Here is a 22,102-nt window from a genome sequence, read left to right as displayed (position 1 = left end):
GGTCGTCCGAGTGCGCGGCGGCCGAGCGCCGCCCTTACTCCGCCGACGAAGCGCGCCCCTACGCCCCTCGCCCGTACTCCCCTTACGAAGCGGAGGGGCGCCCGCTGATCGAGCTGGTCCGCGCGGGTCTGGCGGTCAGCCTCTGCCAGGCCACCTTCGTCGAGGTCCCGGGCACCGCGGTACGCCCACTGGCGGGAAGCCCGCTCTGGTACCGCCACGTGCTGGCCTGGCACCGCGACGGCCCGCTCGCGCGCCACGGCGCCGACATCCTGCGCCGACTCGCCGCCGGCTACGCGGACACGTGCGCCGCCGCCCCCGTGTACGCGCGCTGGCGCGCCCGGCACCCCCACGCGACGGGCCCGGCAAGTGGCACAGGGGCCCACGGCCTTCAGTGAGCGTCTTCAGCGTGGCCACCGATCGGGTGACGCCCGCGAAGCAGTGCGCAGACCGATTTCGAAGCGGCGCTCCGGCTCGGAAGACGACCATGACGCCGGCGACCACCAGGGCCACCCCGGAGAGGCCGCAAGGACCCCGAGCGCGCCCCGGACAACGTCTTCATCTTGCTCGACCGGACCGGAGCAACGTCTCACGTCGAGCGGACCAACCCGGCAGAGACGAGCGCACCACAACGCCCTGCCGACCCGTGATCGACGTGGGCCGCAATGCCGAGACCTGTCCGCCGCCACGCCCTGCGCCGCGCAGCCGAGGCACCTGGCGCCACGTCAGTGAAGTCGGCAAAAGGCCGGCATCCAGCTGCCCAAACCTGCTCTCACGCGAGCACACCCTGGAAGCACACCTGCCGACTGCACGGCGATGACGCTGGTCTGGTAGCCGCCGTCGGCCCACACCTCGGTCACGCTCGGATGGGCCGCCGCCAGCTCGGTCAGCACCTGCTTGCCGCCGGTGGAGTCGTGGACCGAGGCCGCGGTGACCAGGACGGTCAGGACCAGGCCGAGGGTGTCGGTGATCAGGTGGCGCTTGCGCCCTTTGATCTTCTTGCCGGCGTCGATGCCCTGACCGGCTTCGGCGACGTTGCCGAGGTCTTCACGCTCCGCGCGTCCACCACGGCCGCGAACGGTTCCACCGTTCGGGCGTTCGCCCGCCGGGTCCTGTCCCGCAGCAGATCGTGGACCTGCTCGGTGGTTCCGTCCGCCTCCCACTTGGCGTAGTAGTCGTAGACGGTCTTGAACGGCGGGAAGTCGTGCGGCAGGTACTCCCACGGGATCCCGGTGCGGTTGACGTAGAGGATCGCGTTCACGATCTCTCTCAGGTCGTGCACCCGCGCTGCCGTCCCGGGCCCTGACCGGGCGGCCCGTCAAGCCGTGGACACCGGCTCGATCAACGCCCAGCGGGCATCAGAGACATCGCTCCGATACGGGCGTCGAGCACTCATACCCCAGGCAACGACCGCCGACGCGTGCGGTCACAAGAACATCCCGAAATACCAACTACCCAGATCAGATGCCCGCTTGGGGAATTCCCTTCGGATCATCTGGTCATGGGCGACAAGGCGCCCTATGCGGCCTCGACCCTCAGCCCGTACGTCTGTAGCCGCGTGGGCGCAGTACGTGGTCGCCGATGCCCACCGTGTACGGTTCCTCTGGTACCCAGCCGCCTTGAGCAGCGGCAGCGCCGTGCCTTGCGCGGTTGCCGGTGCCGTGGCCGGCCCCGCCCTCTGGCCTGGGGCCGGGCACCGGGCGCACGGGCCTTTCCGGAGCGTGGAGGTGCGGGGATGGATGACACGGTGGGCTCGGCGAGCCCTCATGGGCGGTTGGCCATGCTGCAGCATCTGCTGGGTGAGGCACTGGACCGGCTGGGCGCCGGGGCCTACGCCGTGGATGCCGACTGGGCTCTCGTTGCCATGAACGCGCAGGCCGAGATACTGCTCGGACTCAGCTCGGACGAAGTGCTGGGACAAGACGCGCACGACCTCCTTCACCGGCAGGCCAACGGAATGCGCATGCCGCGCAGTCAGTGCTCGATCATGGAAGCCTTCATCGCCGGCCAGGCACATCAGGAAAAACAGGGCTTCTTCGCGCGTGGGGACGGCACGCTGCTGACAGCGTCCTGGCTGGTGACCCCCTTGCGCTTCACCCCCCAGGAGACAGGGGCCCTGGTGGTCTTCCACGAGTACGACCCGGCCGGTGCCTCCTTGCCGGCGTCCACCCTTCACGCGGGGCTGCTCCCCGAGCTGGAGCGGCTGGCGCTGCTGGCCGAGACCACCACGCAGCTGACGGCCACCCTCGACGTCAACGAGGCGCTGGACCGGCTGGTCAGGCTGGTCATCCCCATACTGGCCGACTGGGTCGTGGTCGACCTGATCACGGAGAGCGGCCATGTCCAGCGCACCCTCGTCGCCCACGGTGACGAGGGGAACGTCATCCGCAGGCAGGACCTGCAAGGAACCCTGCTCTCCGTACCCGAGACCTCTCCGTTGCCGCTGTCCCGGGCGCTGCGCGGCGCCGGCTCCACCTTGGCGACCCCCCAGACGTATCAAGGCCAGCCCGACACCCACATCGCCATCGAACAGCGCAGACTCTTCGATGCCACCGGCATGCACTCCGCGGTCATCGCCCCCATCCGAGGCCTGCGGGAGGTACTCGGCGCACTCACCCTGGGCCGGTCCAGGCAGCCCGAGCCGTTCACCACCGCCGAGATCCCCCTCCTCGAGGACATCACCCGCCGAGCCGGTCTGGCGCTGGACAACGCCCGCCTCTACCAGCGTCAACGCAAGGTCGCCGACACCATGCAACGCCACCTGCTGCCACAACTGCCGAGCGTGCCCGGCCTGGAGATGAACGCCCGCTACCTCTCCGCCCCCTACGCCTCCCAAGTGGGCGGAGACTGGTACGACGTCTTCCGCCTGCCCGACCAGGCACTCGCCCTGGTGATCGGCGATGTCGCCGGACACGATCTGGACGCCGCGGCCGGCATGGCCCAGCTGCGCAACATCCTGCGCGCCTACGCCTGGTCCCAGCAGGAACCGCCGAGCGTCATCGTCGACCGTTTCGACCGGTCCCTGCCCCACATCACCGATGTCGGCATGGCGACGATGATCCTGGGCCGGCTCCAGCCCCAGACCGGCGGGCAGTGGCAGCTGCACTGGACGAACGCGGGCCACCCTCCTCCCCTGCTGGTCACCGACGACGGCCAGGCCCGCTACCTCACCGGCGGGCACAGCATCCTGCTCGGCGCCCAGGCGGGCATCCGCCGCGCCGACGCCACCTGCACACTGCCGCCCCGCTCGACACTGGTGCTCTACACCGACGGGCTGATCGAGTCCCCCAGCCACCCCATCGACGACGGACTGGAACGACTGCGCAGCCTCGCCGCGCGCCTCGCCCACCACCCGTTGGAGAGCTTCATCGACGCCCTGATGGAGGCCCGCCCCTCCGACAACGACGACGACGTGGCCGTGCTCGCCATCCACGTACCTCCGGTCAAGACGCCCTCACCATGAACCGCGCCACCTGTTCGAGGCACTCGAACGATCCGAAGGAAACGGCCTGAGCGCGCGGTCGGCCAGGGGCATCATGGTGCGGAAGGTGCAACCCTGCCCGGGTGCGGTGTCGAGGAGGATGCGCCCGCCGTGCGCCGTGACGAGGGCGAGGCCGAGTCCGGAGCCGCCTGTGGCGCGGACGCGGGAGTCGTCGGTGCGGTAGAAGCGGTCGAAACACGCTCGCGTTCCTCCGGGGTGAGGCCTGGGCAGCGATCCGCCGTGCCGGAAGGCTCGGCATTGACTCGGACGGTGCGGTGGGCGCGCTCGCAGCCCTCTTCACCTTACGACGCTGCCGGACCGCATTCATGGTCTGGCCTGGACTCATCCCGAGACCAATGCTCTCGAGACCCCCGCCCCCTCCCCCATCCTGGAGGAATCCCAGGAAGTCCGCCAATCGTCCACCCTGTTGGGGGGACACGCGGAGTCGCGAGAGGCAGGAACGGCTGCCTGTGACGCTACGCGCTCCCCTGTACTGCCGCCCGCGCCCGAGCGGCGTTCACGGCCGCGCTGCCGCGGGCGATGTGGGCCCGTTCCTGAATGACGGCACCGAACGTGCTCCAACCGAAGAACACGGCGACGAAGGCGGCCATGGATGCTGTCACGGAGCACGTCGTTGCCAGGAGACGGGCCATCGCTGCGGGTGGGTATGCGAACACGCGAGCACGGGTCTCCACGGCGAGGTCGGCGCATTGGCCGGCCCACAGCTCGAACCCCTGCGCAGCCCTCGCGAGACACGCTGCGACCGCCTCGAGGAACAGGGCCACGACGAGGAACCCTTCTGCGGCCCGTTCCCACCACCCGCCGCCGAGGTCGCCGCCGGTGCGCTCACCCTGGATAACGACGCGGACGCACCCCACGGCGAAGCCAGCGGCCAAGAACGCGGAGAAGAGCAGCCGGAAGCCGACGTCTTCATAGTCGTCACCCGCTGAACGCCTTCGACATCACCTTCGACGGCCGGCTCTCCGCACCCCGTCAATAACCCCGAACACACCTGTTACACCGTTCGATTGACAGACCCGCGTTCAGCGCGGTCTTCCAGCGCAGGGTCCAGCGGGACTGGCCCTTGCCAGTGGGGTCCAGCGACATGATGGCCATGTAGACGCATTTCAAGGCCGCTGTCTCGTTCGGGAAGTGACCGCGGGCCTTGACCGCCCGCCGGATCCTGGCGTTCACGGACTCGATCGCGTTGGTGGTGCAGACGATGCGGCGGATCTCGGTGTCGAACCGGAGGAACGGGGTGAACTCCTCCCAGGCGTTCTCCCAGAGCCTGACGATCGCCGGATACTTCCTGCCCCAGGCGTCGGCGAACTCGGCGAACCGTTCGAGTGCGGCGTCCTCGGTCGCGGCGGTGTAGACGGGCTTGAGGAGCTTGGCGATCTTGTCCCAGTCCTGGCGGGCGGCATAGCGGAAGGAGTTCCGCAGCAGATGGACCACGCAGGTCTGGACGGTAGTGCGGGGCCAGACGGTCTCGACCGCGTCGGGCAGGCCCTTCAGGCCGTCGCAGACGAGCATGAGGACGTCGTTCACGCCGCGGTTCTTGATCTCGGTGAGGATGTGCATCCAGTGCTTGGCGCCCTCACCGCCGTCGCCGGCCCACAGGCCGAGGATCTCGCGCCGGCCCTCGACGGTGACGGCCAGAGCGAGGTAGATCGGCCGGTTGGCGACGGCGCCGTCGCGGATCTTCACGTGGATCGCGTCGATGAAGACCACCGGATAGACCGGATCGAGGGGGCGGTTCTGCCATTCGGCCATGCCCTCGAGGACCTTGTCGGTGATCGTGGAGATCGTCTGGCGGGAAACGTCGGCGCCATAGACCTCCGCGAGGTGGGCCTGGACCTCGCCCGTGGTCAGCCCCTTCGCGGACAGGGAGATGACCATCTCGTCCACGCCGGTCAGGCGCTTCTGCCGCTTCTTGACAATCTTCGGCTCGAACGACCCGTCGCGGTCACGCGGCACGGATATCTCCACCGGGCCGACGTCCGTCAGCACGGTCTTCGCGCGGGTTCCGTTGCGGGAGTTCCCGCCGTTCTTCCCGGCCGGATCGTGCTTGTCATAACCGAGGTGGTCGGTGATCTCGCCCTCCAAGGCAGACTCCAGCAGCCGCTTCGTCAGCTGCTGGAGCAGTCCGCCCTCGCCGGTCAGCTGCAGGCCCTCGGCCTGAGCCCGGGACACCAGCTCGTCGATCAGCCGGTCGTCCACCGCCTTCGACGGCTGCGGCTCGACCGCCTCACTGATCTCGACCTCGGTCACGTTCTCACTGGTCATCGATGCATCCTCCATGATCGGGAGTTACACCGAACGATTTACAGTCCCCCCTCGCACGTTCCATCCCCTCCTGTCTTGTGCCCAGGATCCGGTGTGGGTCACGGCCTTCGTCCTGCGGACCACCTCGTACGAGTCCATCGCCGCGTGCCTGGCTGCGAACGGCCTCGTCACCGAGAGAGCCACCACGCCCACGTTTCGGCAGCGACGCTTCACCGACGCGGACGAACAGCGATACGCAGTCCAAGCGGTGGCCGCGGCCGGCGATGACCCGTCCGGGAAGGAGACCGACGGCTACTTCCATACGACGCTGTACCTGTCGCGCCCCGCTGAAGACGCGACAGCGTTTCCGCTGACCGACCTGATCCCGCACTCGTGAGCCCGGCCCTGCCCCCGCACGCGGCCTCCCTGCGGCTCGGGACGGAGGTCGCGTACGGCGTGCCAGTGGCGCGGGCTCCGATTCCAGGGCTTGTTCGTGCCGCGTCCGCGTAGGGTCCGGATAGCATAATGATCAGTGACGGCGACTGGTGCAGATCGTTATCTTCTGCGTGAAGAAGAACATTCTGCTTGCGGTACTGCCCGCGCTCGCGCTGACCATGGCCGCCCCTGCCCAAGCCGATGTCCACGACGGCAACAGCGAAGCCTTTGCCATCGGCGGCTTCGAGGCGGCCGGCAACTCCAATCACGCCACCTGCGCGTGCCCGGTCCCTGAGACCGCCGCTCAGCAGCTCTCGGCGGCGAGCATGCCGGGCACACGGTTCAACACCCAGGGCAGCGGCACCGTTTCTAGCCCCTGAGACATCCCTGCTGGTAACCCCGCCCGCCATGCTGCGGGCAGGCCTGTTTCGGCGCGAACGCCGGAAGGCTGTCCGGCATCGACATAGGGGCCCATGCGGTCTCCGTGCGTGTCACCGACCTGCGCGGTGACACGATCACGACGTCACGGCACCCCGTACCTCCCGGGATCGGCGCCCGGGACCGCCTCGGCGCAGTCGCGTCGGCCTTCGGACGGACGACCGGGAGCGGATCCGAGGTGTGGGCGGTGGGGGTCGGGGCACCAGGGATCGTGGACGACGCGTGTCGCGTCCGGCGCAGCGTGGCCATCGACCACTGGGCCGGGGTGACCGTGGCGGACGAACTGGGCCGCCGCCTCGAAGCACCTGTCCTGGCCGTGCGGGACACCCATCTCGCTGTTCTCGCCGAGCACCGGGGCGGTGCGGCGCGGGGGTACGGCAGCGTTCTGTACGTCCACGTGGGGCGCCGTCTGGGCGTGGGGATTCTGGTGGACGGGCGCCCGTTCACCGGCAACGGCAGCGCCGCCGGAGAGATCGGCCGGCATCCGGGTTTCGGCTGGACCGAGGCACCGGCACGGCTGTTCTCCGAAGCCGGAGCCCCGGGGGGGGTGCCGAGGCAGCCAGGTGGATCTCCGAGCGGGCCGCGGCCGGCGATGTCCGGGGGCTCGCCGCGGTCGACGCGTTCGCCCGCTCCCTCGCCATGGGTATCGGCGCGATGATCCTGGCGGTCGATCCGCAACTGCTCTTGATCGGGGGCGGGTTCGCGCGCTCGTGCAGCGCGATGCTCGAACCGATCGAGCGTCGGCTCGCGGAGTTCATCTACGACGTGCCCCGGCTCGCCGGCTCCTCTCTGGGCGAGGACGCCGTTGTGATCGGCCTGGCCGAGGCGGCGCGCGGACACGTCCCGAGCCTGCTGTTCGCCCCCGGCGAGGTGCCTGCTCTCCTGCCGTGAACGCGTGGCTGCCACGAGTGCGCTCCCCCCGCAGAGCGGAGGGCGGTGGACCGGACGTCGGGAGGTGGATCGCAGCCGTCACGGCATGCTCCTCGTAGCCCACCGGACCCTGCCGTGAGGATGTCCTGGATCTCGACCGCAACGGGGATGGACTCCGGCCGGTGTTCTCGTAGACGACCTGGACCTTCCCCGGGCAGGTGCGGAGGACAGTCCTCGCGGGGACCGAGGAGAGCCGTCCGGAGCGCTAGGGCGCGCGGTAAGGACATGACGGTCCAGGTGTGCGACAGGGTGGCGCGGATCAGTCGCGTCGCGCCCCGGTGAGGGGAAACCCCGGACGCAGGGCTTCGGGCCTCGGCATGTGTGGTGCCGCGTCTGCGCATGAGTCTCCGTCGTGAGGGTGCCGGGGAGGGTCGGGACGGCGCCACGGGAGCCTTCCCGCCGCAGGGGCGCCGCTTGAACTCGATGCGAAGGAAACGCTCCTTCGTGAGTGGCCGTACGCTAATTCCGCGCCTTGCGGTCGTCAAGCGAACAACTCGACTTCGTTGAGCGCGCGGTGACCCGACACAGGCAGCGCGGACGCGTGCGGGTCCGCACGTCGTCTCCATGGGGCGGATGTCCGCGTTCCCTCCGTCCCTCCAGGTCCGCGTGCCCGCCCCGGGCGTGGGCGCAGGGCAGGGAATCCCTCCTGAACTGCAGAGACTTCAGGGATCTCGTGAAGGCCCGGGACGCACGCCCTGGCGTGGACCGCCCCCCGATACACGCCGCGGGCAGTCGGCGCCGGAGCCTGGAGGCCGGCGAGGAGGCGTCAAGCCTCCCCTTCCCCGCGGGCGTTCCGAGGCGGGTAACCCGCCGATCGACGTGATGCCGGCACTTGACGAGTGCCTCTCGGAGGGCGTTGGGTATGACCCACCGCGTTCGACTCCGGTCGTTTATGTTGGTCCTTGTTCGATCAACGATATGGACGCCGTGCGCTGCTCATGACGTCATCTCCGTGGTTCTCATCGCGACGTCCCGTTCCGTTCGGCGGCATCCCCGCGCACGGAACACACCACTCCCCTCCGGTCGACGACGACCGGAGGCATTCGCGCTCCGACAGCGGACGCCCCGCCATCCCCTCATCATCCCGAGGGAGGCGTGCCCCTGTCCGCGCTCCCTACCAGCCAAGGAACTCCCACCCGTGGCATTCCCCTCCGCGTTCCCCCATACCTCCAGGTCCACCGCCTCCAGGGCGTCGACACCGATCGCCGCCGTGACGGCCTCCGTGTTGCTTCTCGGCTCCCCCCTGCTCGCCGGCTCGGCGGCGGCGGACACCGCTGACCCGGTCGTCGTACGCCAGGCCGTGGTCCTCGTCGAGTTCAAGAACCTCAAGCTCGCGGACGCCGACAAGGCGCGTACCGCGGCGGTGCAGAACTTCTTCGGCACCGGCAACTCCTTGACCAGCTACTACACGAAGACGTCACAGAACCGGGTGAAGATCGTTCCGGCGAAGGGCGACGGGGTTCTCGGCCCCTTCACCCTCGACATGGACGACACTTCCGCGTGCGACCACCGCAAGATCGCCGAACTCGCCCGCAAGGCCATCGCCGACGTGCCGTACGACCGCGTTTCCATCGCCTTCCGCACCGACTACTGCAAGAGCTGGTGGGGCCTGGGCTCGATGCCGGGTCAGGTCACCTGGTTCCACGAAGGCGCGCTCTCCGACACCACGGCCGTGATCCACGAGATCGGCCACAACCTCGGCCTCGGCCACCAGGTCCGGGAGCACTGCGCCGTCGGCAGCTTCACAGGCTGCTCCGAGGACGGATACAGCAACCGCTCGCCCATGGGGGCGGGCGGCGCCAAGAAGGGGCTCAGCGCACCCGAGTTGTTGTCCCAGAAGTGGCTCACGGCTCAGGAGGTAGCCTCCCCGGCCGCGACCACCACCGTCCACCTGACCCCGCTGCACGCCGCCGCGACATCCGGTACGCGCGCCGTCGACGTCCCCTACGGCAGTGGTGGAGACCGTCTCATGGTCGAGTACCGGGTGCCGGCGGCGGGGACGTCGGACGAGGAGATCACTCGGGGTGTGAACGTGTATCGAGTCCCCGGGGGCAACTACGGCCGCGCGGTCATGATCACGAACGAGAAGGAGACCGAGGGCGCCACCGACGGTTCCGTCCCGGCCGGCTCCGCTCTCACGGACACGGCGACCGGGCTTTCCGTCTCCGTCGTGCGGACCACCGCGACAGGAGCGGACGTGCGGATCCGGTTCGAGGCGGACGCCGGAACGACGGGCGCCGTGGAGACCGGCGGCGGTACACCCTCCCCGGAGGCCGGCTCCGCCGGCACGGCGCAGCCCTCCGCCTCCGCGAAGCCCTCCGCGCCGCGGAGCGACGCGCCCGACGACCACGCCGCCCTCGGTTCCTCCCCCACCGCGGGCACGCCGTCCGCGACCGCCACGGCGACCGAGGCGGGCGCCGTGGCCACCACGGCAGGCGAAGGCGAGGAGCTCGCCACTACGGGAGGCGGCGGCAACGTCGTGGTGGGGGCGCTCGGCTCCGCGCTGGTGGTCCTCGGAGCCGGTGCCGTCTTCCTCATGCGCAGGCGCGGCGGCAACCGCGGGCACTGAGATCACGCAAGGCGACTGAGCACTGGAGGAGCCCGGGCTGTCCGCACGCACTGCGGCGGCGCGGGCTCCACCGCGTTCCCGGCCGTGGCTCGACCACCTCAGGCCGAACGTGCCGCGTGCGGTCCACCGCCGGGCGGGGAGGCCGGACACCTGACGGACGGGACTTCGCCTGCGCCAGCGCGACCCGCGCGCCCCGCTCGTGCCGGGCTCGCTCTCCTTACCCGACGGCCGTTGTCTCACCGCCGAACGGTCGGAGCGCCCCCGTGCCGGCCCCGCCCGCCGGTACGGCCCGGGACAGGACACCTCCCGACGCCGTGCCGTGGCTGCCGAACAGGCTGACGTTGAGGTGCTCCAGGGCGAGTCTTACGGCGCCGAGGGAGACGGCCTCGGTGCCCAGGACAGACGCCGTGACTTCCGGGGGGTCCAGGCAGATCCGGTCGAGGTGGGTCCGGATCGGGTCGGTGACCGCCTCGCCCGCCTGGGACAGTCCGCCGCCGATGACAACGAGGTCAGGATTGACGGTGAGGATCATGGCGGCGAGCCCCTGGGCCACGACCCGGGCGAAGCGGTCCACCCGGGCCGCCGCCTCCGCGTCGCCCGCCCTGGCGTCGGCGAAGAGGCCGGCCGGGTCGGGCGCGTTCCTGATGACGTCGATCGCCTCGCTCTCCCAGCCGAGCACGTCGAGGGCTCCGATCTCGCCGGCGGCCCCTCCGCGGCCGCGGTGGAGCCGGCCGCCCAGCATCATCCCGGCGCCGGAGCGGCGGCCCGCGATGAGCTGGATGAAGTCGGTCGCCCCTTGCGCGGCTCCTTGCCAGTGTTCGGCGAGGGCGGCGAGGTTTGCGTCGTTCTCGACGTGGGCGGCGCAGCCGAACCAGGTGCTCGCCTCAGCGACCAGGTCGAGCCCGTTCCACTCGGGGAGCGGGGTCGACAGGCGGACGAGTCCGTAGGCGTCGACGATCGCGGGCACGCCGAGCGCGAGGCCGCCGAGCCGGACGTCGGGCCGGTCCGCCAGTAAGGCGGCGCCGCCGAGCCGGACGGCCTCCAGGCGGTCCTCGGACGTGCCGTCGGTGGCGATGTCCACGTGCGAGGAGGCGAGGACGGTGCCGTCCAGGTCGGCCAGGAGGTATGTGGCGCCGGTGACACCGATGTCGATGCCGAGGACGTGGCGGCCTTCGGCGCGGAATCGGTAGCGTCGCGCGGGCCGTCCGACGGTTCGCTCGGGTGCGATCTGTTCGATCCAGCCACCTTCGGTGAGTTCGTCGATCACGACGTCGACGGTCTGCCGGGAGAGCCCGGCGGCCTTGCCGATCTGGGTCAGGGTCATCGGCTCGGCCGTGCGCAGGACGCGCAGTACGGCCTCGGTGTTCAGTCGTCGGAGCAGGGTCGGATCGCCGCCTGTGAGCGCGGTGTCGTTCACGGGACCTCTCTTCCGGGTTGCCCGGCCGCCCCCTGCGGCCTCATGCGTCACCATCTTACGACGAGAGGTTACGTAAAGGTGTTCCGTAAGCCCTTGACCGCCCCGGACGGCCTCCCTAGCATTCATTTACGCAACACCTCGACGTAAGTCGTTGCGTACTCTCGACGACGCGTGGCGCTGTTTTATGCCCCACCCTTTTGAGGAGCCCCCGATGTCCGCAAGATCCCTTCGCCGTACCCGCATGACGGTCGCGTGTGCCCTGGTCGTGGCCGCCGCCACCGGCCTCACGGCCTGCTCCGGCCTGACCCCCGGCGGACAGGCGAAGGCCGCTCCCGACGCCGCCGTCTCGACGAAGCTCCCGGCCGGCAAGGTCACCCTGACCGTCGTGAGCTCCGAGAACGCGGGAACGACCAAGGCCCTCGCGAAGGCCTTCGAGGCCGCGCACCCCCAGGTGAAGGTCGACTTCCAGTACACCGGCCCCGAGGACTACGACAAGAGCCTCAACCTGAAGCTGTCCTCCGACAGCGCCCCCGACCTGGCCCTGCTGAACAAACTCGGCACCACGGTCAAGGCCGGACTCCTGCGCAACCTCGACCCCTACGTCGAGGCGTACGGCTGGAAGGAGCTCTACCCGTCCACCCAGCTCGACCAGTGGCGGGCCGACGACAACGGCCACGAAATAGGTGTCGGCCACCAGTGGGCCGCTCCGGCCGGCTTCTCCGTCGTCGGCGTCTACTACAACAAGACCCTCGCGGCGAAGCTCGGCATCAAGGTCCCCACCAACCGCGACGCCTTCGAGAAGGCCCTCGTCAAGGCCAAGGCCGCCGGACAGCTCCCCGTGCAGCTCGGCAACCTCCAGGGACACTCCTCCTTCATCCTCCAGTCGGTCATCGACTCCTCCGGCGGCCTTGGCTACACCAGCTCCTGGGTGCACGGCAAGCCCGGTTCCTCCCTCCTCTCTGCGGGAGGCCAGGACGGAGCACGCACCCTCGCCTCCTGGGCGAAGGCGGCGTACTTCCCGGCCGGCGCCAACGGCAACGACCTCCCTGCCTCGGTCACCGAGTTCACCAAGGGCAAGGGACTCTTCCTCTTCAACGGCAGCTGGGACGCCCAGGTCATCGAGAAGGCCATGCCCCACGAGGCGGGCTTCTTCCCCTTCACCGGCTACGACGGCAAGGCCACCGGCATCGGCACCTCGGTCGCCTACGCCATACCCGCCAAGGCCCAGCACCCCGACGTCGCCGCCGCGTTCCTGAACTTCATGAACAGCGCCGAGGCCGCGAAGATCCAGTTCGACACCGGCTTCCTGCCGGTCGCACACGCCGACACGGTCAAGGCCCCCGCCGGACACGTCATGAACGACGTCGCCAAGAGCTGGAAGGCCGTCAACGACAACAACGGCCTGGTGAACTTCTTCGCCAACAGCACCCCCACCATGAACGACACGCTCACCTCCGGCAGTCAGCAGCTCATCGCCGGCAAGACCACCCCCGAGGCCTTCCTGGGCGCCCTCCAGGACGACTGGGCCAAGGGCCACAAGTGACCGGCACGGCCACCATGCACCGCACCCCCCCACGCCCCGCCGCGGGACACCATCGTGCGAGACCCGTACGGACCCTCGGCTCCGGCGTCCGCCGAAGCCGGTCCCGGAGCCGCAAGGCCGCCTACCTCTACCTCGCTCCCGCGCTCACGCTCTACACCGCGTTCGTCGCCCTCCCCTGGCTGCACACGATGTGGCTGTCGTTCTTCACCTGGGACGGCGTCACCCCCGGCACCTGGGCCGGCCTGAGCAACTACGCCACGGTCCTCACCGATCCCGCGCTGCGCTCGTCCCTCCTCCACGCCCTCGGTTTCATCGGGTTCTACTCATTGCTCCCGATCGCCATCGGTCTGGTCCTCGCCGCCGTCATCGGCGGCAGGGGCGGCCGCCGGTACCCGGTCAGCCGCACCATCCTCTTCCTCCCCCAGATCGTCCCGCTCGTGGCGGTCGGCATCACCTGGAAGTGGATGTACGCCACGGACGGCATCGTCAACCAGACTCTGCGCGCCCTCGGACTCGGCTCGGTCACCCGCGCCTGGCTGGGCGACTTCACCTGGGCCTACGTGGCCGTCGGCCTCGTCGGCACCTGGGTGATGCTGGGGCTCTGTCTGATCGTCTTCCAGGCCGGCATCCAGAAGATCGACACCAGCCTCTACGAGGCCGCCCGCATCGACGGCGCCGGACCCGTCCGCGAGTTCTTCGCCGTCACCCTGCCCGGACTCCGGGCCGAGATCGGCGTCGCGCTCACCATCACCGTCATCGCCGCACTCGCCAGCTTCGACGTGGTGTACGTGACGACCGCCGGAGGCCCCGGAGACAGCACCATGGTCCCCGGCGTCCTGATCTACCGGCTCGCCTTCACCAACGGCGAGGTGGGCGCCGCCAGCGCCCTCGCCGTCGTCCTCAGCGCCCTGATCGCCCTGGTCGTCCTCGGGATCAGCCGGATCACCCGGGAGAAGTCATGAGCGCCACGCGCAGCGGCCTCCACGGCCTGGCCGGGCGAGCCGTGATGACCGCGTTCTGCCTGGCGGTCCTCGTCCCCTTCGCGGGCATCGCGCTGGCCGCGCTAAACCCGCCGGGCACCCTGGTCGCGGGGCTCGCCTGGCCGGACCACCCGACGTTCGAGAGCTTCACCCGGGCCTGGTCGGACGCGGGCTTCGGGCAGCTGCTGCGCAACAGCGCGGTCATCGGCCTCGGGGTCGTCCCACTCGCTCTCGTCTGCGCCTCGCTCGCCGGATACGCCTTCGCCACCATGGCCTTCCGGGGCCGCTCGGTCCTCTTCGGCTTCCTGATGCTGGGCCTGGCACTCCCCTACGAGGCGGCCGTCGTCCCCCTGTACTACGACCTGCGGGCCGTCGGCCTCACCGACACCCCGCTCGCCCTCATCCTCGCCCTGACCGGCCTGTTCATGCCCTTCGGCGCCTTCTGGATGCGCGAGCAGTTCCTCGCGCTGCCCAAGGAGATGACAGAGGCTGCCGCAGTCGACGGCGCGAACTCCTGGACCGTCCTCTGGCGAGTGCTGCTGCCCTGCTCGAAGCCCGCCCTGATTACCCTGGGCCTGCTGTACTTCCTGTGGGCCTGGAACCAGTTCCTGCTGGCGCTCATCCTCATCCAGAACCCCTCGGGCCGCACCGCCCCCGCAGGACTCGGCTTCTTCGTCGGAGCCCACAACATCGACGTCCCGCTGCTCTCCGCGGCCACGCTGATCGTGATCGGCCCCGTCGTCGCCGTCTACCTGTTCTTCCAGCGGCACTTCATCTCCGGGATGCTCTCCGGCGCCGTCAAGGGCTGAACCGCCCGACTCGCGCCCCCGCTCCCGCGCACCACCTCCGCCCTCACTTCCACCTCCCTCTGGAGGACATTCCGCCATGAGCCATGCCCTCGTGCGCCCCCGCACGGACGCCTCGAAGCCCGTCTCCGGCCGCCCCCTGCGCCTCGTCGTCGTCGGCGCCGGCGGCCGCGGTGCCACCTACGCCGCCTACGCCGCCCGCACCGGCCGCGCCGTCATCGTCGCCATCGCCGAACCCGACCCGCGCCGCGCCGCCGAGGCACGGGCCCGGCACCCCGAGGCCGAACTCCACGAAGACTGGCGCGAACTGGTAGAGAACCCCCCGCAGGCCGACGCCGTCATCATCGCGACCCAGGACTCCGACCACGTCCAGCCCGCCGTCCACTTCGCCGACCTCGGCTACCACATCCTCCTCGAGAAACCGATGGCCACCAGCGAGAAGGACACCCGCCGCATCGCCGCCGCCGTACGCCGCTCCGGGGTCATGCTCGCCGTCTGCCACGTCCTCCGGTACACCCCGTACACCAACGGCGTGAAGGAGATCGTCGACTCCGGCCGACTCGGCGACATCGTCAGCGTCGAGCACCTCGAACCCGTCGGCTGGTGGCACCAGGCCCACTCCTACGTGCGCGGCAACTGGCGCCGCGAGGACCAGGCCAGCCCCATGCTGCTCGCCAAGTCCTCCCACGACCTCGACTGGATCTCGTACATCGTGGGCAAGCGGGTCACCAAGGTCTCCTCCTTCGGCGGTCTGATGCACTTCCGTGCCGAGAACCGTCCCGCCACGGCGACGGACAACTGCCTGGACTGCCCCGTCGAGCGGAGCTGCCCCTACTCCGCCAAGCGCCTCTACCTCGGCTGCCTCGGCGACGCCGACCGGGAGCGCTGGCCGCTGGGCGCCGTCACCGACGCCCGTACCCCCGAGGGCATCGAGGAGGCCCTGCGCGACGGTCCCTACGGCCGGTGCGTCTACGCCTGCGACAACGACGTGGTCGACCACCAGGTGGTCGTCCTGGAGTACGAGGACGGCGTCACCGCCTCGTTCACCATGACCGGCTTCACCCCCTTCACCCACCGCAAGACCCGCATCTTCGGCACCCGCGGCTCCCTGGAGGGCGACGGCGTACGGGCCACCGTGACCGACTTCGTCACCGGCGAGGCCCAGACCCACGTCCTCGGTCTCGACGGCCCCGACGCCGGCAGCGGCCACGGCGGTGGCGACGAGCGCCTCGTCGACGCCTTCCTCGACGCCCTCGCCACGGGAGACCCGACCCACATCCTGTCCGACCCCGCGACCAGCCTGGAGAGCCACCTCGTCGCCTGGGCCGCCGAACGCTCGCGCCGCAGCGGAACCGTCGAGACCCTCACCGGCTGACGCCCCGGTCCCCGGTTCCGGGCCGACCCACCCCGCGCCGGCCCGGAACCGGCCGCCATGCACCATCCCCCCTCCAGAAACGGATCAGCCATGGCTCCATTCCCGGGAACTCTCCCGGCCCTCACCCCGGCCCGAAGCTGTCGGGCCATGCTCACCGTCGCCACCGCGGCCCTGGTGGCGCTGGCGCTGTCGGCGACCAGCGCGCGGGCCGCCGACTTCCCCGCCAACCCCACCACGAAGAGTGGTTACACCCTGGACTTCCAGGAGGAGTTCAGCGGCAGCACGCTCGACACCAGCAAGTGGCTCCCGTCCTACCTGCCGCACTGGACGTCCACCCCCGAGAACGCGAAGGCCCGGTACACGGTCGCCGACGGCGTCCTGACGGAGAGGCTCGACAAGGACACCCCCGCCTGGAACGCCCAGTACGACGGCACGGTCAAGATCTCCAGCATCCAGTCGTACGAGAAGGACTGGTGGCACCGGTTCAACAGCTCCATGCCGAACGACCACCACGAGCCCGACTTCAACGGCTACTCCACCAAGTACGGCTACTTCGAGACCCGAGCGAAGCTGTCGGACGTCGGAGGCGGCGGCCACCAGGCGCTCTGGCTCGTCGGCACCAACGGCACGGGCACCGACGCCGCCAATCAGTCGGAGATCGACTTCATCGAGACGTTCTTCTCCAAGCCCGACACCTGGCGCATCGCCGCCTACGGCTGGGGGGACCCGGACTTCCTCAGCAGCTGGACCCTCGACGAGGACACCGTCCCGAGCGGCACCCCCACCAGCGAGTACCACGTGTACGGCATGGACTGGACCCCCACCCAACTCAACTTCTACTACGACAACGAGCTCTACAAGACGATCAACGACGCCCCCAACACGGCCATGGGCCTGATCCTCGGCATCTACACCGACGCCGGCTCCGGCACCCACAACGACACCTGGCCCAAGAGCTGGAACGTCGACTACCTCCGCGTCTTCAAGAAGGACGGCGGCTATCCCGCCGACCCCTCGCCGTTCCAGCGGATCAAGAACCACCAGAGCGGCAAGTACCTCCACATCGAGAACAAGACCGGCAACGTCCAGTACGGCGACACCGGCGCGGGCTGGTGGAGCGGCCAGTGGTCCCGCGAGACCACGAGCGACGGGTACACCCGCTACCGCAACCGCTGGACCCGCGAGTTCATGTACGCCACCTCGGCCGACGGAACCGTCCACTACGGAGACAGGAACGAGTCCGACACCGGCAGCCAGTGGACTGAGGAGACGGTCGGCTCGTACAAGCGCCTGAAGAACCGGTCGACCTCCACCTACGCGCACACGGAGAACGGCACCGGAACGCTTCTCCACGGCGCCGCTCCGAGCACCTGGTGGTCCAGCCAGTGGACCTTCGAGCCGGCTCCCTGACCCTTCCCCCCGAAGACGAACCACCCCTGACAGGTGCGGGCCGCCACCGTCCCTGGCGGCCCGCACCGCCCCTCTCTCCACAGGAGCACCCGGTGAACCGGAGAACCGCCCTTCTCGCCCTGGCCTCGGCAGCGCTCATGGCCGGGTGCACCGCGACGCCGCCGACCACCGCCGCCACCCACGGGCCGACGGCCCCCGACCACAGCGGGCAAAGCCTGTGGCACGTCATCGACGGCGACGGCAAGACGCTCACCCGGCTCGCCGACGACGACCCTCTCGTGACCGCCGTGCGCAAGACCGTCGTCCTGCACTCCGGTGTGGTCGACAACCGCGACCACCGCGGCATCGCCCGCAGCGCCGCTGACGAACTCGACTTCTACAACAAGGACTTCGCCACCAAGCTCCGGTCCCAGGGATACGGCGGGAAGCTCACCGAACTGTTCACGAAGAACCACCTGACCACCCGCCAGACCGCGATCGCCTGGTACGTCTCGACGTTTCCCCGCGACCGGTCCACCGCGAAGGTCTCGATGGAGTCCACGATCGAGTTCACCACCGCCGACCCCGCCTACCTCAAGGCGAACGACTTCTCCCTCGACACCCCCTACACCCAGCGGCGCACCGTCAGCCTGGCGCGGTCCGGCGGGCGCTGGCTCATCGTCGCCCTCGAGAAGGAGCCCCTGACCAGGCAGGTCAAGACGCTCCCGGGCGCGTCATGACGACCAGTCATGTGCTCGCGCTCGATGTCGGCGGAACCGGCATCAAAGGAGCACTCCTCGATCCCGACGACCGCGCGACAGCCACTCTCTCCTGCCCCACGCCCCGCGGACAGGGACCTCAGGCAGTACTGCGCGCCATCACCGACACTGCGAACGCCCTGCTGCGGCGGGCGGGCAAGGAGGGCCTCGACGTCGCCCACGCGGGCGTCGTCGTCCCCGGCATCGTCGACGACGGACGCGGCCACGTCATCTACAGCGCCAATCTCGGCTTCCGCGACGAGCCTCTCTCCGTCCGTCTCACGGACGGACTCGGCCTGCCCGTCACCGTAGGACACGACGTGCGGGCCGCCGCCCTCGCCGAGTCCTCCCTCGGCGCCGCGGCAGGGCGACGGCACACGCTCTTCATGGCCCTCGGGACCGGCATCGCGGGTGCCTTCATCACGGACGGGCACGTCCTGCACAGTGACGGCTGGGCGGGCGAGATCGGCCACCTCACGATCGACCCGCACGGCCGGGACTGCGCCTGCGGCAGCCGCGGCTGTCTGGAGACGATCGCCTCCGCGAGGGCCGTCGCCGAGGCCTTCACCCGGCGCACGGGCATCCCCGTCGGCGGCGCGGCGGACGTCGCCGACCGCCTCCTCGACGGCGACCCCAACGCGCGCGAGGTCTGGGCCCGCGCCGTGGACGCCCTGGCCCAGGCCACGGCGGTCCTCACCACCGTGCTGGGCCCCGACACCGTGGTGGTCGGCGGCGGACTCGGCGACGCCGGCGAACTCCTCCTGGCCCCGCTCCGCGAGGCCTTGGCCGACCGACTGACCTTCCATCGCCGGCCCGAGATCGTCACGGCCGCTCTGGGCTCCCGGGCCGGTTGCGTCGGAGCCGGGCTCATCGCACGCGGTGCTTCCGCCCGTTCCTGAGCTTCGGCCCTCGCTCCCGACCGACCGCCCCGGCAGGCGGCACCCTACGGGGCGCCTCGTGGGGCCAGCCAGACTGGAGGCTACGGGGGAAGCTCCTGTGCCGACCAGATCGTCTTCCCCCGGGCCGCGAAGCGCGTGCCCCATCGACTGCTGACATGCATGACCAGGAAGAGACCGCGACCGCCTTCATCGGTGTCCGTGGCCAGTCTCATGTGGGGAGTGGTACTGCTGCTGTCGGACACCTCACAGAGCAGTTCCCGGTCGAACAGCAGCCGGAGCGTCATCGGGGGTGTGCCGTAGCGGATGGCGTTGGTCACCAGCTCGCTGACGATGAGTTCGGTCGTGTCGGCCAGCCCGTCCAGACCCCAGGCGGTGAGCTGTGCGGCGCAGAGGGCACGCGCCCGGGCGACCTCCCTCGGATCCTCGGAGAGCGGCCACACGGCCACGTTGTCGGGATCGAGGACTCTCGTGCGGGCGAGGAGCAGGCTGACGTCGTCACGAGTGGTGTCGGAAGCGAGCCGGTACGCGACGTCGTCGCACAGTTGCGCCAGATCGACTCCGGCGCGGCCGAGGATCGACGCGAGGTCCGGGCTCCCCGCCTCTTCCACGCCGGACCCGTGGGTGAGCAGTCCCCGGCTGTACAGGCCGATCAGGCTGCCCGGATCGAGTTTCAGGGTCACGCTCTCGTACCCGCCACCCCTGCCCAGCGCTGGTCCCGGAGGGAGGTCGGGGGCGATACCGCTTCCATCAGGCGCCAGGAGGATCGGTTCGGGGTACCCGGCGAGGGAGACCGTGCACTCGGAGGAGACCGGGTCGTAGACGAGATAGAGACAGGTGGTCGGGTGCGGCGGCTCATCCGTCCCGCCTGCGCCTCCTGTGTCCTGTCCGAGTCGCACGAACGCATCGTCCAGGCCCGTGAGCAGTTCGTCCGGTGCCATGTCCTGTGCGGCCAGCGTCTGTACCGCGGCGCGGAGCTGTCCCATGGCCGCGGCGGCTTCGATGCCGCGGCCGGCGACGGTGCCGGCGGTCAGCGCGACGCGGGCGCCGGACAGGGGAATGACATCGAACCAGTCCGCCCCCTCGTCCCCCTCGACGTGCAGTACCGCAGTCTCGACGGCGGACGTCTCGGGGCGTGCCGAAGGGCGCAGGTAGCGCTGGAGAGTCTGCGCGATGGTGCGTTCGCGTCGGTACGAGTGGGCCTTGTCCAGGTGCAAGGCCGTCCGGGAGGCGAGTTCCTCGGCCAGCCTGAGGTCGTCGGGGCCGAAGGCCGCCGGCCTGCGGTGGCGGTAGTACACGGCTACGCCGAGAACGGTGTCCTGTGCTTTGAGGGGGGTCACCAGCAGCGAGTGCACGCCCCTCTCGACAGCCCGGCGGGTACGCTCCGGATCCGCCGCGAACCAGGGCTCGTCCGCGTCGAGGTGGGCGACGAGTCGTGGCCTCAGATCGGCGAGGCTCCGCGAGTACGGCGTGTGCGAGGGGAGCGCGAAGAGGGCACCGAGATCGACGGTGTGATCCGTGTCGTCCACGGAGCGGTGGGCGGCGCGACGGAGGACGGAGTTCGGATCGAGAGAGCCGGTCGGCAGACGTCTTCCCCGGTACGCGTCGTCGAGCACGTCCACGATGACGCCGTCGGCGAGATCCGGCACCGCCACCTCCGCCAGCTCCCACGCGGTGCCGGTGACGTCCAGTGTGCCGCCGATCCTGCGGAAGGCCTTGTCGAGGATGGCGAGACGGGTGACGGCGGCCTCACGAAGAGACACGTCCTCGACGAGGCCGGCGAGCCCCAGGACCCGTCCGGTGCTGTCGTGCAGCCGGAACAGGGTCACGGAGAACGTGGCCTCTGCCGTGGAGTCCGCTGACGCGTGGCCCCGAACGAGTCGGTTGAGCACGGGGCTGCCCGTCTCGAGGACCGAGGCGGCCAGGTCTCGTAGATCGTCACGCATGAACCCGGAAGCGAACTCCGGCGGAACGCGACTCATCACGTCGCCTTCGGGCAGCCCCCGCATGTCTGCGGCGGCTTGATTGCACCGCACGACACGAAGCTGGGTGTCCAGGAGGAGAAAGCCGACCGGGGCCCCCGCGAACAGCGCCTCCAGGAGGACGCGCTCCGTCTCACCGGCCTCAGGCACCCGCGCCGCCTCCTTGGTCCTGCTCCCACGATGGCATATGGCCCAGCGGCCGCAAGCCGAGCGGGGATGCGGCTCAGCGCACACCGCCGGCAGCCCCCGCAGGGCGGGATCGACCCACCGCGGGCACGCGGTGGGCCGATCCCGTGCTCCGGTCAGCCTGAGAAGCGCCACTGCTGCTGCGCGGTGCCGGAACAGGTCGCGAGCACCAGCTTGGTGCCGTTGGCCGTGCCGCCCGCAGAGGGCGCCAGGCACTTTCCGGTCGCTCTCAGCGAGAGCTGCGGGCCTTGCTGCCACTGCTGGCCAGTTGAACCGTCGCAGGTGGCGATGGTGACGGGCGAGGTGGAGCCGTCGAGACAGACACCGGAGAGTCCGGTGAGCGTGCCGTTGCTCCGCAGCGTCCAGCGCTGGTTCGTCCCGCCGTGACAGGTGTAGAGGGTGGGCGCGGTGCCGGAGGTGGTGGCGCTGTAGGGCAGGTCGACGCACTTGCCGGACGCCGCGTTGATCACCGTCGCATCGGCGGGCAGGGGCACCGCGGCTCCCGTCGCGGAGATCTCCGCGGCGCTCGTCCACTGTCCCCGGCCGCCCGCTTCGGTGAGTGCTCGTAGCCGGAGGTACCGGCCGGTGGCTGCCCCGAAGCTGATCTTCTTCTCGTCGCTGGTGTCGGCGAACGACCCGGTGGCCACCGGGCTGC

General features: G+C 70.1%; 21 protein-coding genes and 1 pseudogene. 15 read left to right on the top strand and 7 right to left on the bottom strand.

Annotated elements, in window-relative coordinates:
• A pseudogene (locus CCN56_RS03025) lies at positions 1-395 on the top strand (hypothetical protein); the annotation flags it as partial.
• 327 nt (positions 396-722) lie between these two features.
• Here the strand turns inward: CCN56_RS03025 and CCN56_RS44165 are convergent.
• On the bottom strand, positions 723-968 hold the full coding sequence (locus CCN56_RS44165; RefSeq protein WP_373412814.1) for a transposase: 246 nt from the start codon (positions 966-968) through the stop codon (positions 723-725).
• Complete coding sequence (locus CCN56_RS44160; RefSeq protein ID WP_256961693.1) at positions 968-1,279, bottom strand: transposase; 312 nt, start codon at positions 1,277-1,279, stop codon at positions 968-970. The genes CCN56_RS44165 and CCN56_RS44160 overlap by 1 nt, the downstream gene beginning before the upstream one ends.
• A 498-nt stretch (positions 1,280-1,777) precedes the next feature.
• Between CCN56_RS44160 and CCN56_RS03015 the strand changes: the two genes are divergently transcribed.
• Complete coding sequence (locus CCN56_RS03015) at positions 1,778-3,460, top strand: SpoIIE family protein phosphatase (protein ID WP_256961692.1); 1,683 nt, start codon at positions 1,778-1,780, stop codon at positions 3,458-3,460.
• Here the strand turns inward: CCN56_RS03015 and CCN56_RS03010 are convergent.
• Entirely contained in the window at positions 3,452-3,709 is a 258-nt protein-coding gene (locus CCN56_RS03010) for an ATP-binding protein (RefSeq protein ID WP_218779389.1), read from the bottom strand. The genes CCN56_RS03015 and CCN56_RS03010 overlap by 9 nt on opposite strands.
• Positions 3,710-4,188: 479 nt before the next feature.
• Between CCN56_RS03010 and CCN56_RS42475 the strand changes: the two genes are divergently transcribed.
• Positions 4,189-4,428, top strand: a complete 240-nt coding sequence (locus CCN56_RS42475) for a hypothetical protein (protein WP_143664412.1) — start codon at positions 4,189-4,191, stop codon at positions 4,426-4,428.
• A 43-nt stretch (positions 4,429-4,471) separates the two neighbouring features.
• On the opposite strand, the gene CCN56_RS03000 is transcribed toward CCN56_RS42475, so the two are convergent.
• Positions 4,472-5,734 carry an IS256 family transposase gene (locus CCN56_RS03000; protein WP_373412813.1) on the bottom strand — a complete coding sequence of 421 codons (1,263 nt, stop codon included), beginning with the start codon at positions 5,732-5,734 and terminating at the stop codon, positions 4,472-4,474.
• Positions 5,735-5,855: 121 nt separating this feature from the next.
• Between CCN56_RS03000 and CCN56_RS02995 the strand changes: the two genes are divergently transcribed.
• The 5 genes from CCN56_RS02995 to CCN56_RS02975 all read left to right on the top strand — a co-directional run bounded on the left by CCN56_RS02995 (position 5,856) and on the right by CCN56_RS02975 (position 10,115).
• Entirely contained in the window at positions 5,856-6,140 is a 285-nt protein-coding gene (locus CCN56_RS02995; RefSeq protein ID WP_086823170.1) for a hypothetical protein, read from the top strand.
• A 148-nt stretch (positions 6,141-6,288) separates the two neighbouring features.
• Entirely contained in the window at positions 6,289-6,558 is a 270-nt protein-coding gene (locus CCN56_RS02990) for a hypothetical protein (protein ID WP_086823167.1), read from the top strand.
• 68 nt (positions 6,559-6,626) lie between these two features.
• The gene (locus CCN56_RS45715; protein WP_086823165.1) at positions 6,627-7,274 is read left to right on the top strand and encodes an ROK family protein; all 648 of its coding nucleotides are present in this window, start codon (positions 6,627-6,629) and stop codon (positions 7,272-7,274) included.
• The gene (locus CCN56_RS45710) at positions 7,184-7,507 is read left to right on the top strand and encodes an ROK family protein (RefSeq protein ID WP_373412812.1); all 324 of its coding nucleotides are present in this window, start codon (positions 7,184-7,186) and stop codon (positions 7,505-7,507) included. The genes CCN56_RS45715 and CCN56_RS45710 overlap by 91 nt, the downstream gene beginning before the upstream one ends.
• A 1,177-nt stretch (positions 7,508-8,684) precedes the next feature.
• Complete coding sequence (locus CCN56_RS02975; RefSeq protein ID WP_143664410.1) at positions 8,685-10,115, top strand: hypothetical protein; 1,431 nt, start codon at positions 8,685-8,687, stop codon at positions 10,113-10,115.
• 217 nt (positions 10,116-10,332) lie between these two features.
• Here the strand turns inward: CCN56_RS02975 and CCN56_RS02970 are convergent, their stop codons facing one another.
• Positions 10,333-11,532 carry an ROK family transcriptional regulator gene (locus CCN56_RS02970; protein ID WP_256961691.1) on the bottom strand — a complete coding sequence of 400 codons (1,200 nt, stop codon included), beginning with the start codon at positions 11,530-11,532 and terminating at the stop codon, positions 10,333-10,335.
• Positions 11,533-11,743: 211 nt separating this feature from the next.
• On the opposite strand from CCN56_RS02970, the gene CCN56_RS02965 reads away from it, so the two are divergent.
• From CCN56_RS02965 to CCN56_RS02935, 7 genes are all read left to right on the top strand, one after another.
• Complete coding sequence (locus CCN56_RS02965) at positions 11,744-13,075, top strand: ABC transporter substrate-binding protein (protein WP_218779387.1); 1,332 nt, start codon at positions 11,744-11,746, stop codon at positions 13,073-13,075.
• Complete coding sequence (locus CCN56_RS02960) at positions 13,072-14,037, top strand: carbohydrate ABC transporter permease (RefSeq protein ID WP_256961690.1); 966 nt, start codon at positions 13,072-13,074, stop codon at positions 14,035-14,037. Before CCN56_RS02965 ends, CCN56_RS02960 begins: the two co-directional genes overlap by 4 nt.
• On the top strand, positions 14,034-14,864 hold the full coding sequence (locus tag CCN56_RS02955; RefSeq protein WP_179199652.1) for a carbohydrate ABC transporter permease: 831 nt from the start codon (positions 14,034-14,036) through the stop codon (positions 14,862-14,864). The genes CCN56_RS02960 and CCN56_RS02955 overlap by 4 nt, the downstream gene beginning before the upstream one ends.
• Before the next feature lie 76 nt (positions 14,865-14,940).
• Entirely contained in the window at positions 14,941-16,236 is a 1,296-nt protein-coding gene (locus tag CCN56_RS02950) for a Gfo/Idh/MocA family protein (protein WP_086823151.1), read from the top strand.
• Positions 16,237-16,383: 147 nt separating this feature from the next.
• On the top strand, positions 16,384-17,646 hold the full coding sequence (locus tag CCN56_RS02945; RefSeq protein WP_086823148.1) for a glycoside hydrolase family 16 protein: 1,263 nt from the start codon (positions 16,384-16,386) through the stop codon (positions 17,644-17,646).
• Between the two features lie 92 nt (positions 17,647-17,738).
• Positions 17,739-18,365, top strand: a complete 627-nt coding sequence (locus tag CCN56_RS02940; protein ID WP_086823146.1) for a hypothetical protein — start codon at positions 17,739-17,741, stop codon at positions 18,363-18,365.
• Positions 18,362-19,282 (top strand): ROK family protein, encoded by a 921-nt coding sequence (locus CCN56_RS02935; RefSeq protein WP_086823143.1) that lies wholly within the window; start codon positions 18,362-18,364, stop codon positions 19,280-19,282. Before CCN56_RS02940 ends, CCN56_RS02935 begins: the two co-directional genes overlap by 4 nt.
• A gap of 80 nt (positions 19,283-19,362) precedes the next feature.
• Here CCN56_RS02935 and CCN56_RS02930 read toward each other — a convergent pair whose 3' ends face one another.
• Positions 19,363-21,411 carry a SpoIIE family protein phosphatase gene (locus tag CCN56_RS02930; RefSeq protein WP_086823140.1) on the bottom strand — a complete coding sequence of 683 codons (2,049 nt, stop codon included), beginning with the start codon at positions 21,409-21,411 and terminating at the stop codon, positions 19,363-19,365.
• Between the two features lie 152 nt (positions 21,412-21,563).
• A partial coding sequence (locus CCN56_RS02925; protein ID WP_143664409.1) for an RICIN domain-containing protein occupies positions 21,564-22,102 on the bottom strand: 539 nt, incomplete at its 5' end.

This window comes from Streptomyces sp. NRRL B-24572 (assembly GCF_002156145.1).
GTDB lineage: Bacteria > Actinomycetota > Actinomycetes > Streptomycetales > Streptomycetaceae > Streptomyces > Streptomyces vietnamensis.
The sequence above is the reverse complement of the archived record's forward strand: the minus strand, read 5'-3'. Positions and strand labels throughout refer to the sequence as shown.

What these genes read in the sequence shown, in the direction of transcription:
- CCN56_RS03015 (WP_256961692.1), top strand. Translation starts at nt 1,778, where the DNA reads ATGCTGCAGCATCTGCTGGGTGAGGCACTGGACCGGCTGGGCGCCGGG.
- CCN56_RS02965 (WP_218779387.1), top strand. Translation starts at nt 11,744, where the DNA reads ATGTCCGCAAGATCCCTTCGCCGTACCCGCATGACGGTCGCGTGTGCC.
- CCN56_RS02955 (WP_179199652.1), top strand. Translation starts at nt 14,034, where the DNA reads ATGAGCGCCACGCGCAGCGGCCTCCACGGCCTGGCCGGGCGAGCCGTG.
- CCN56_RS02950 (WP_086823151.1), top strand. Translation starts at nt 14,941, where the DNA reads ATGAGCCATGCCCTCGTGCGCCCCCGCACGGACGCCTCGAAGCCCGTC.
- CCN56_RS02945 (WP_086823148.1), top strand. Translation starts at nt 16,384, where the DNA reads ATGCTCACCGTCGCCACCGCGGCCCTGGTGGCGCTGGCGCTGTCGGCG.
- CCN56_RS02935 (WP_086823143.1), top strand. Translation starts at nt 18,362, where the DNA reads ATGACGACCAGTCATGTGCTCGCGCTCGATGTCGGCGGAACCGGCATC.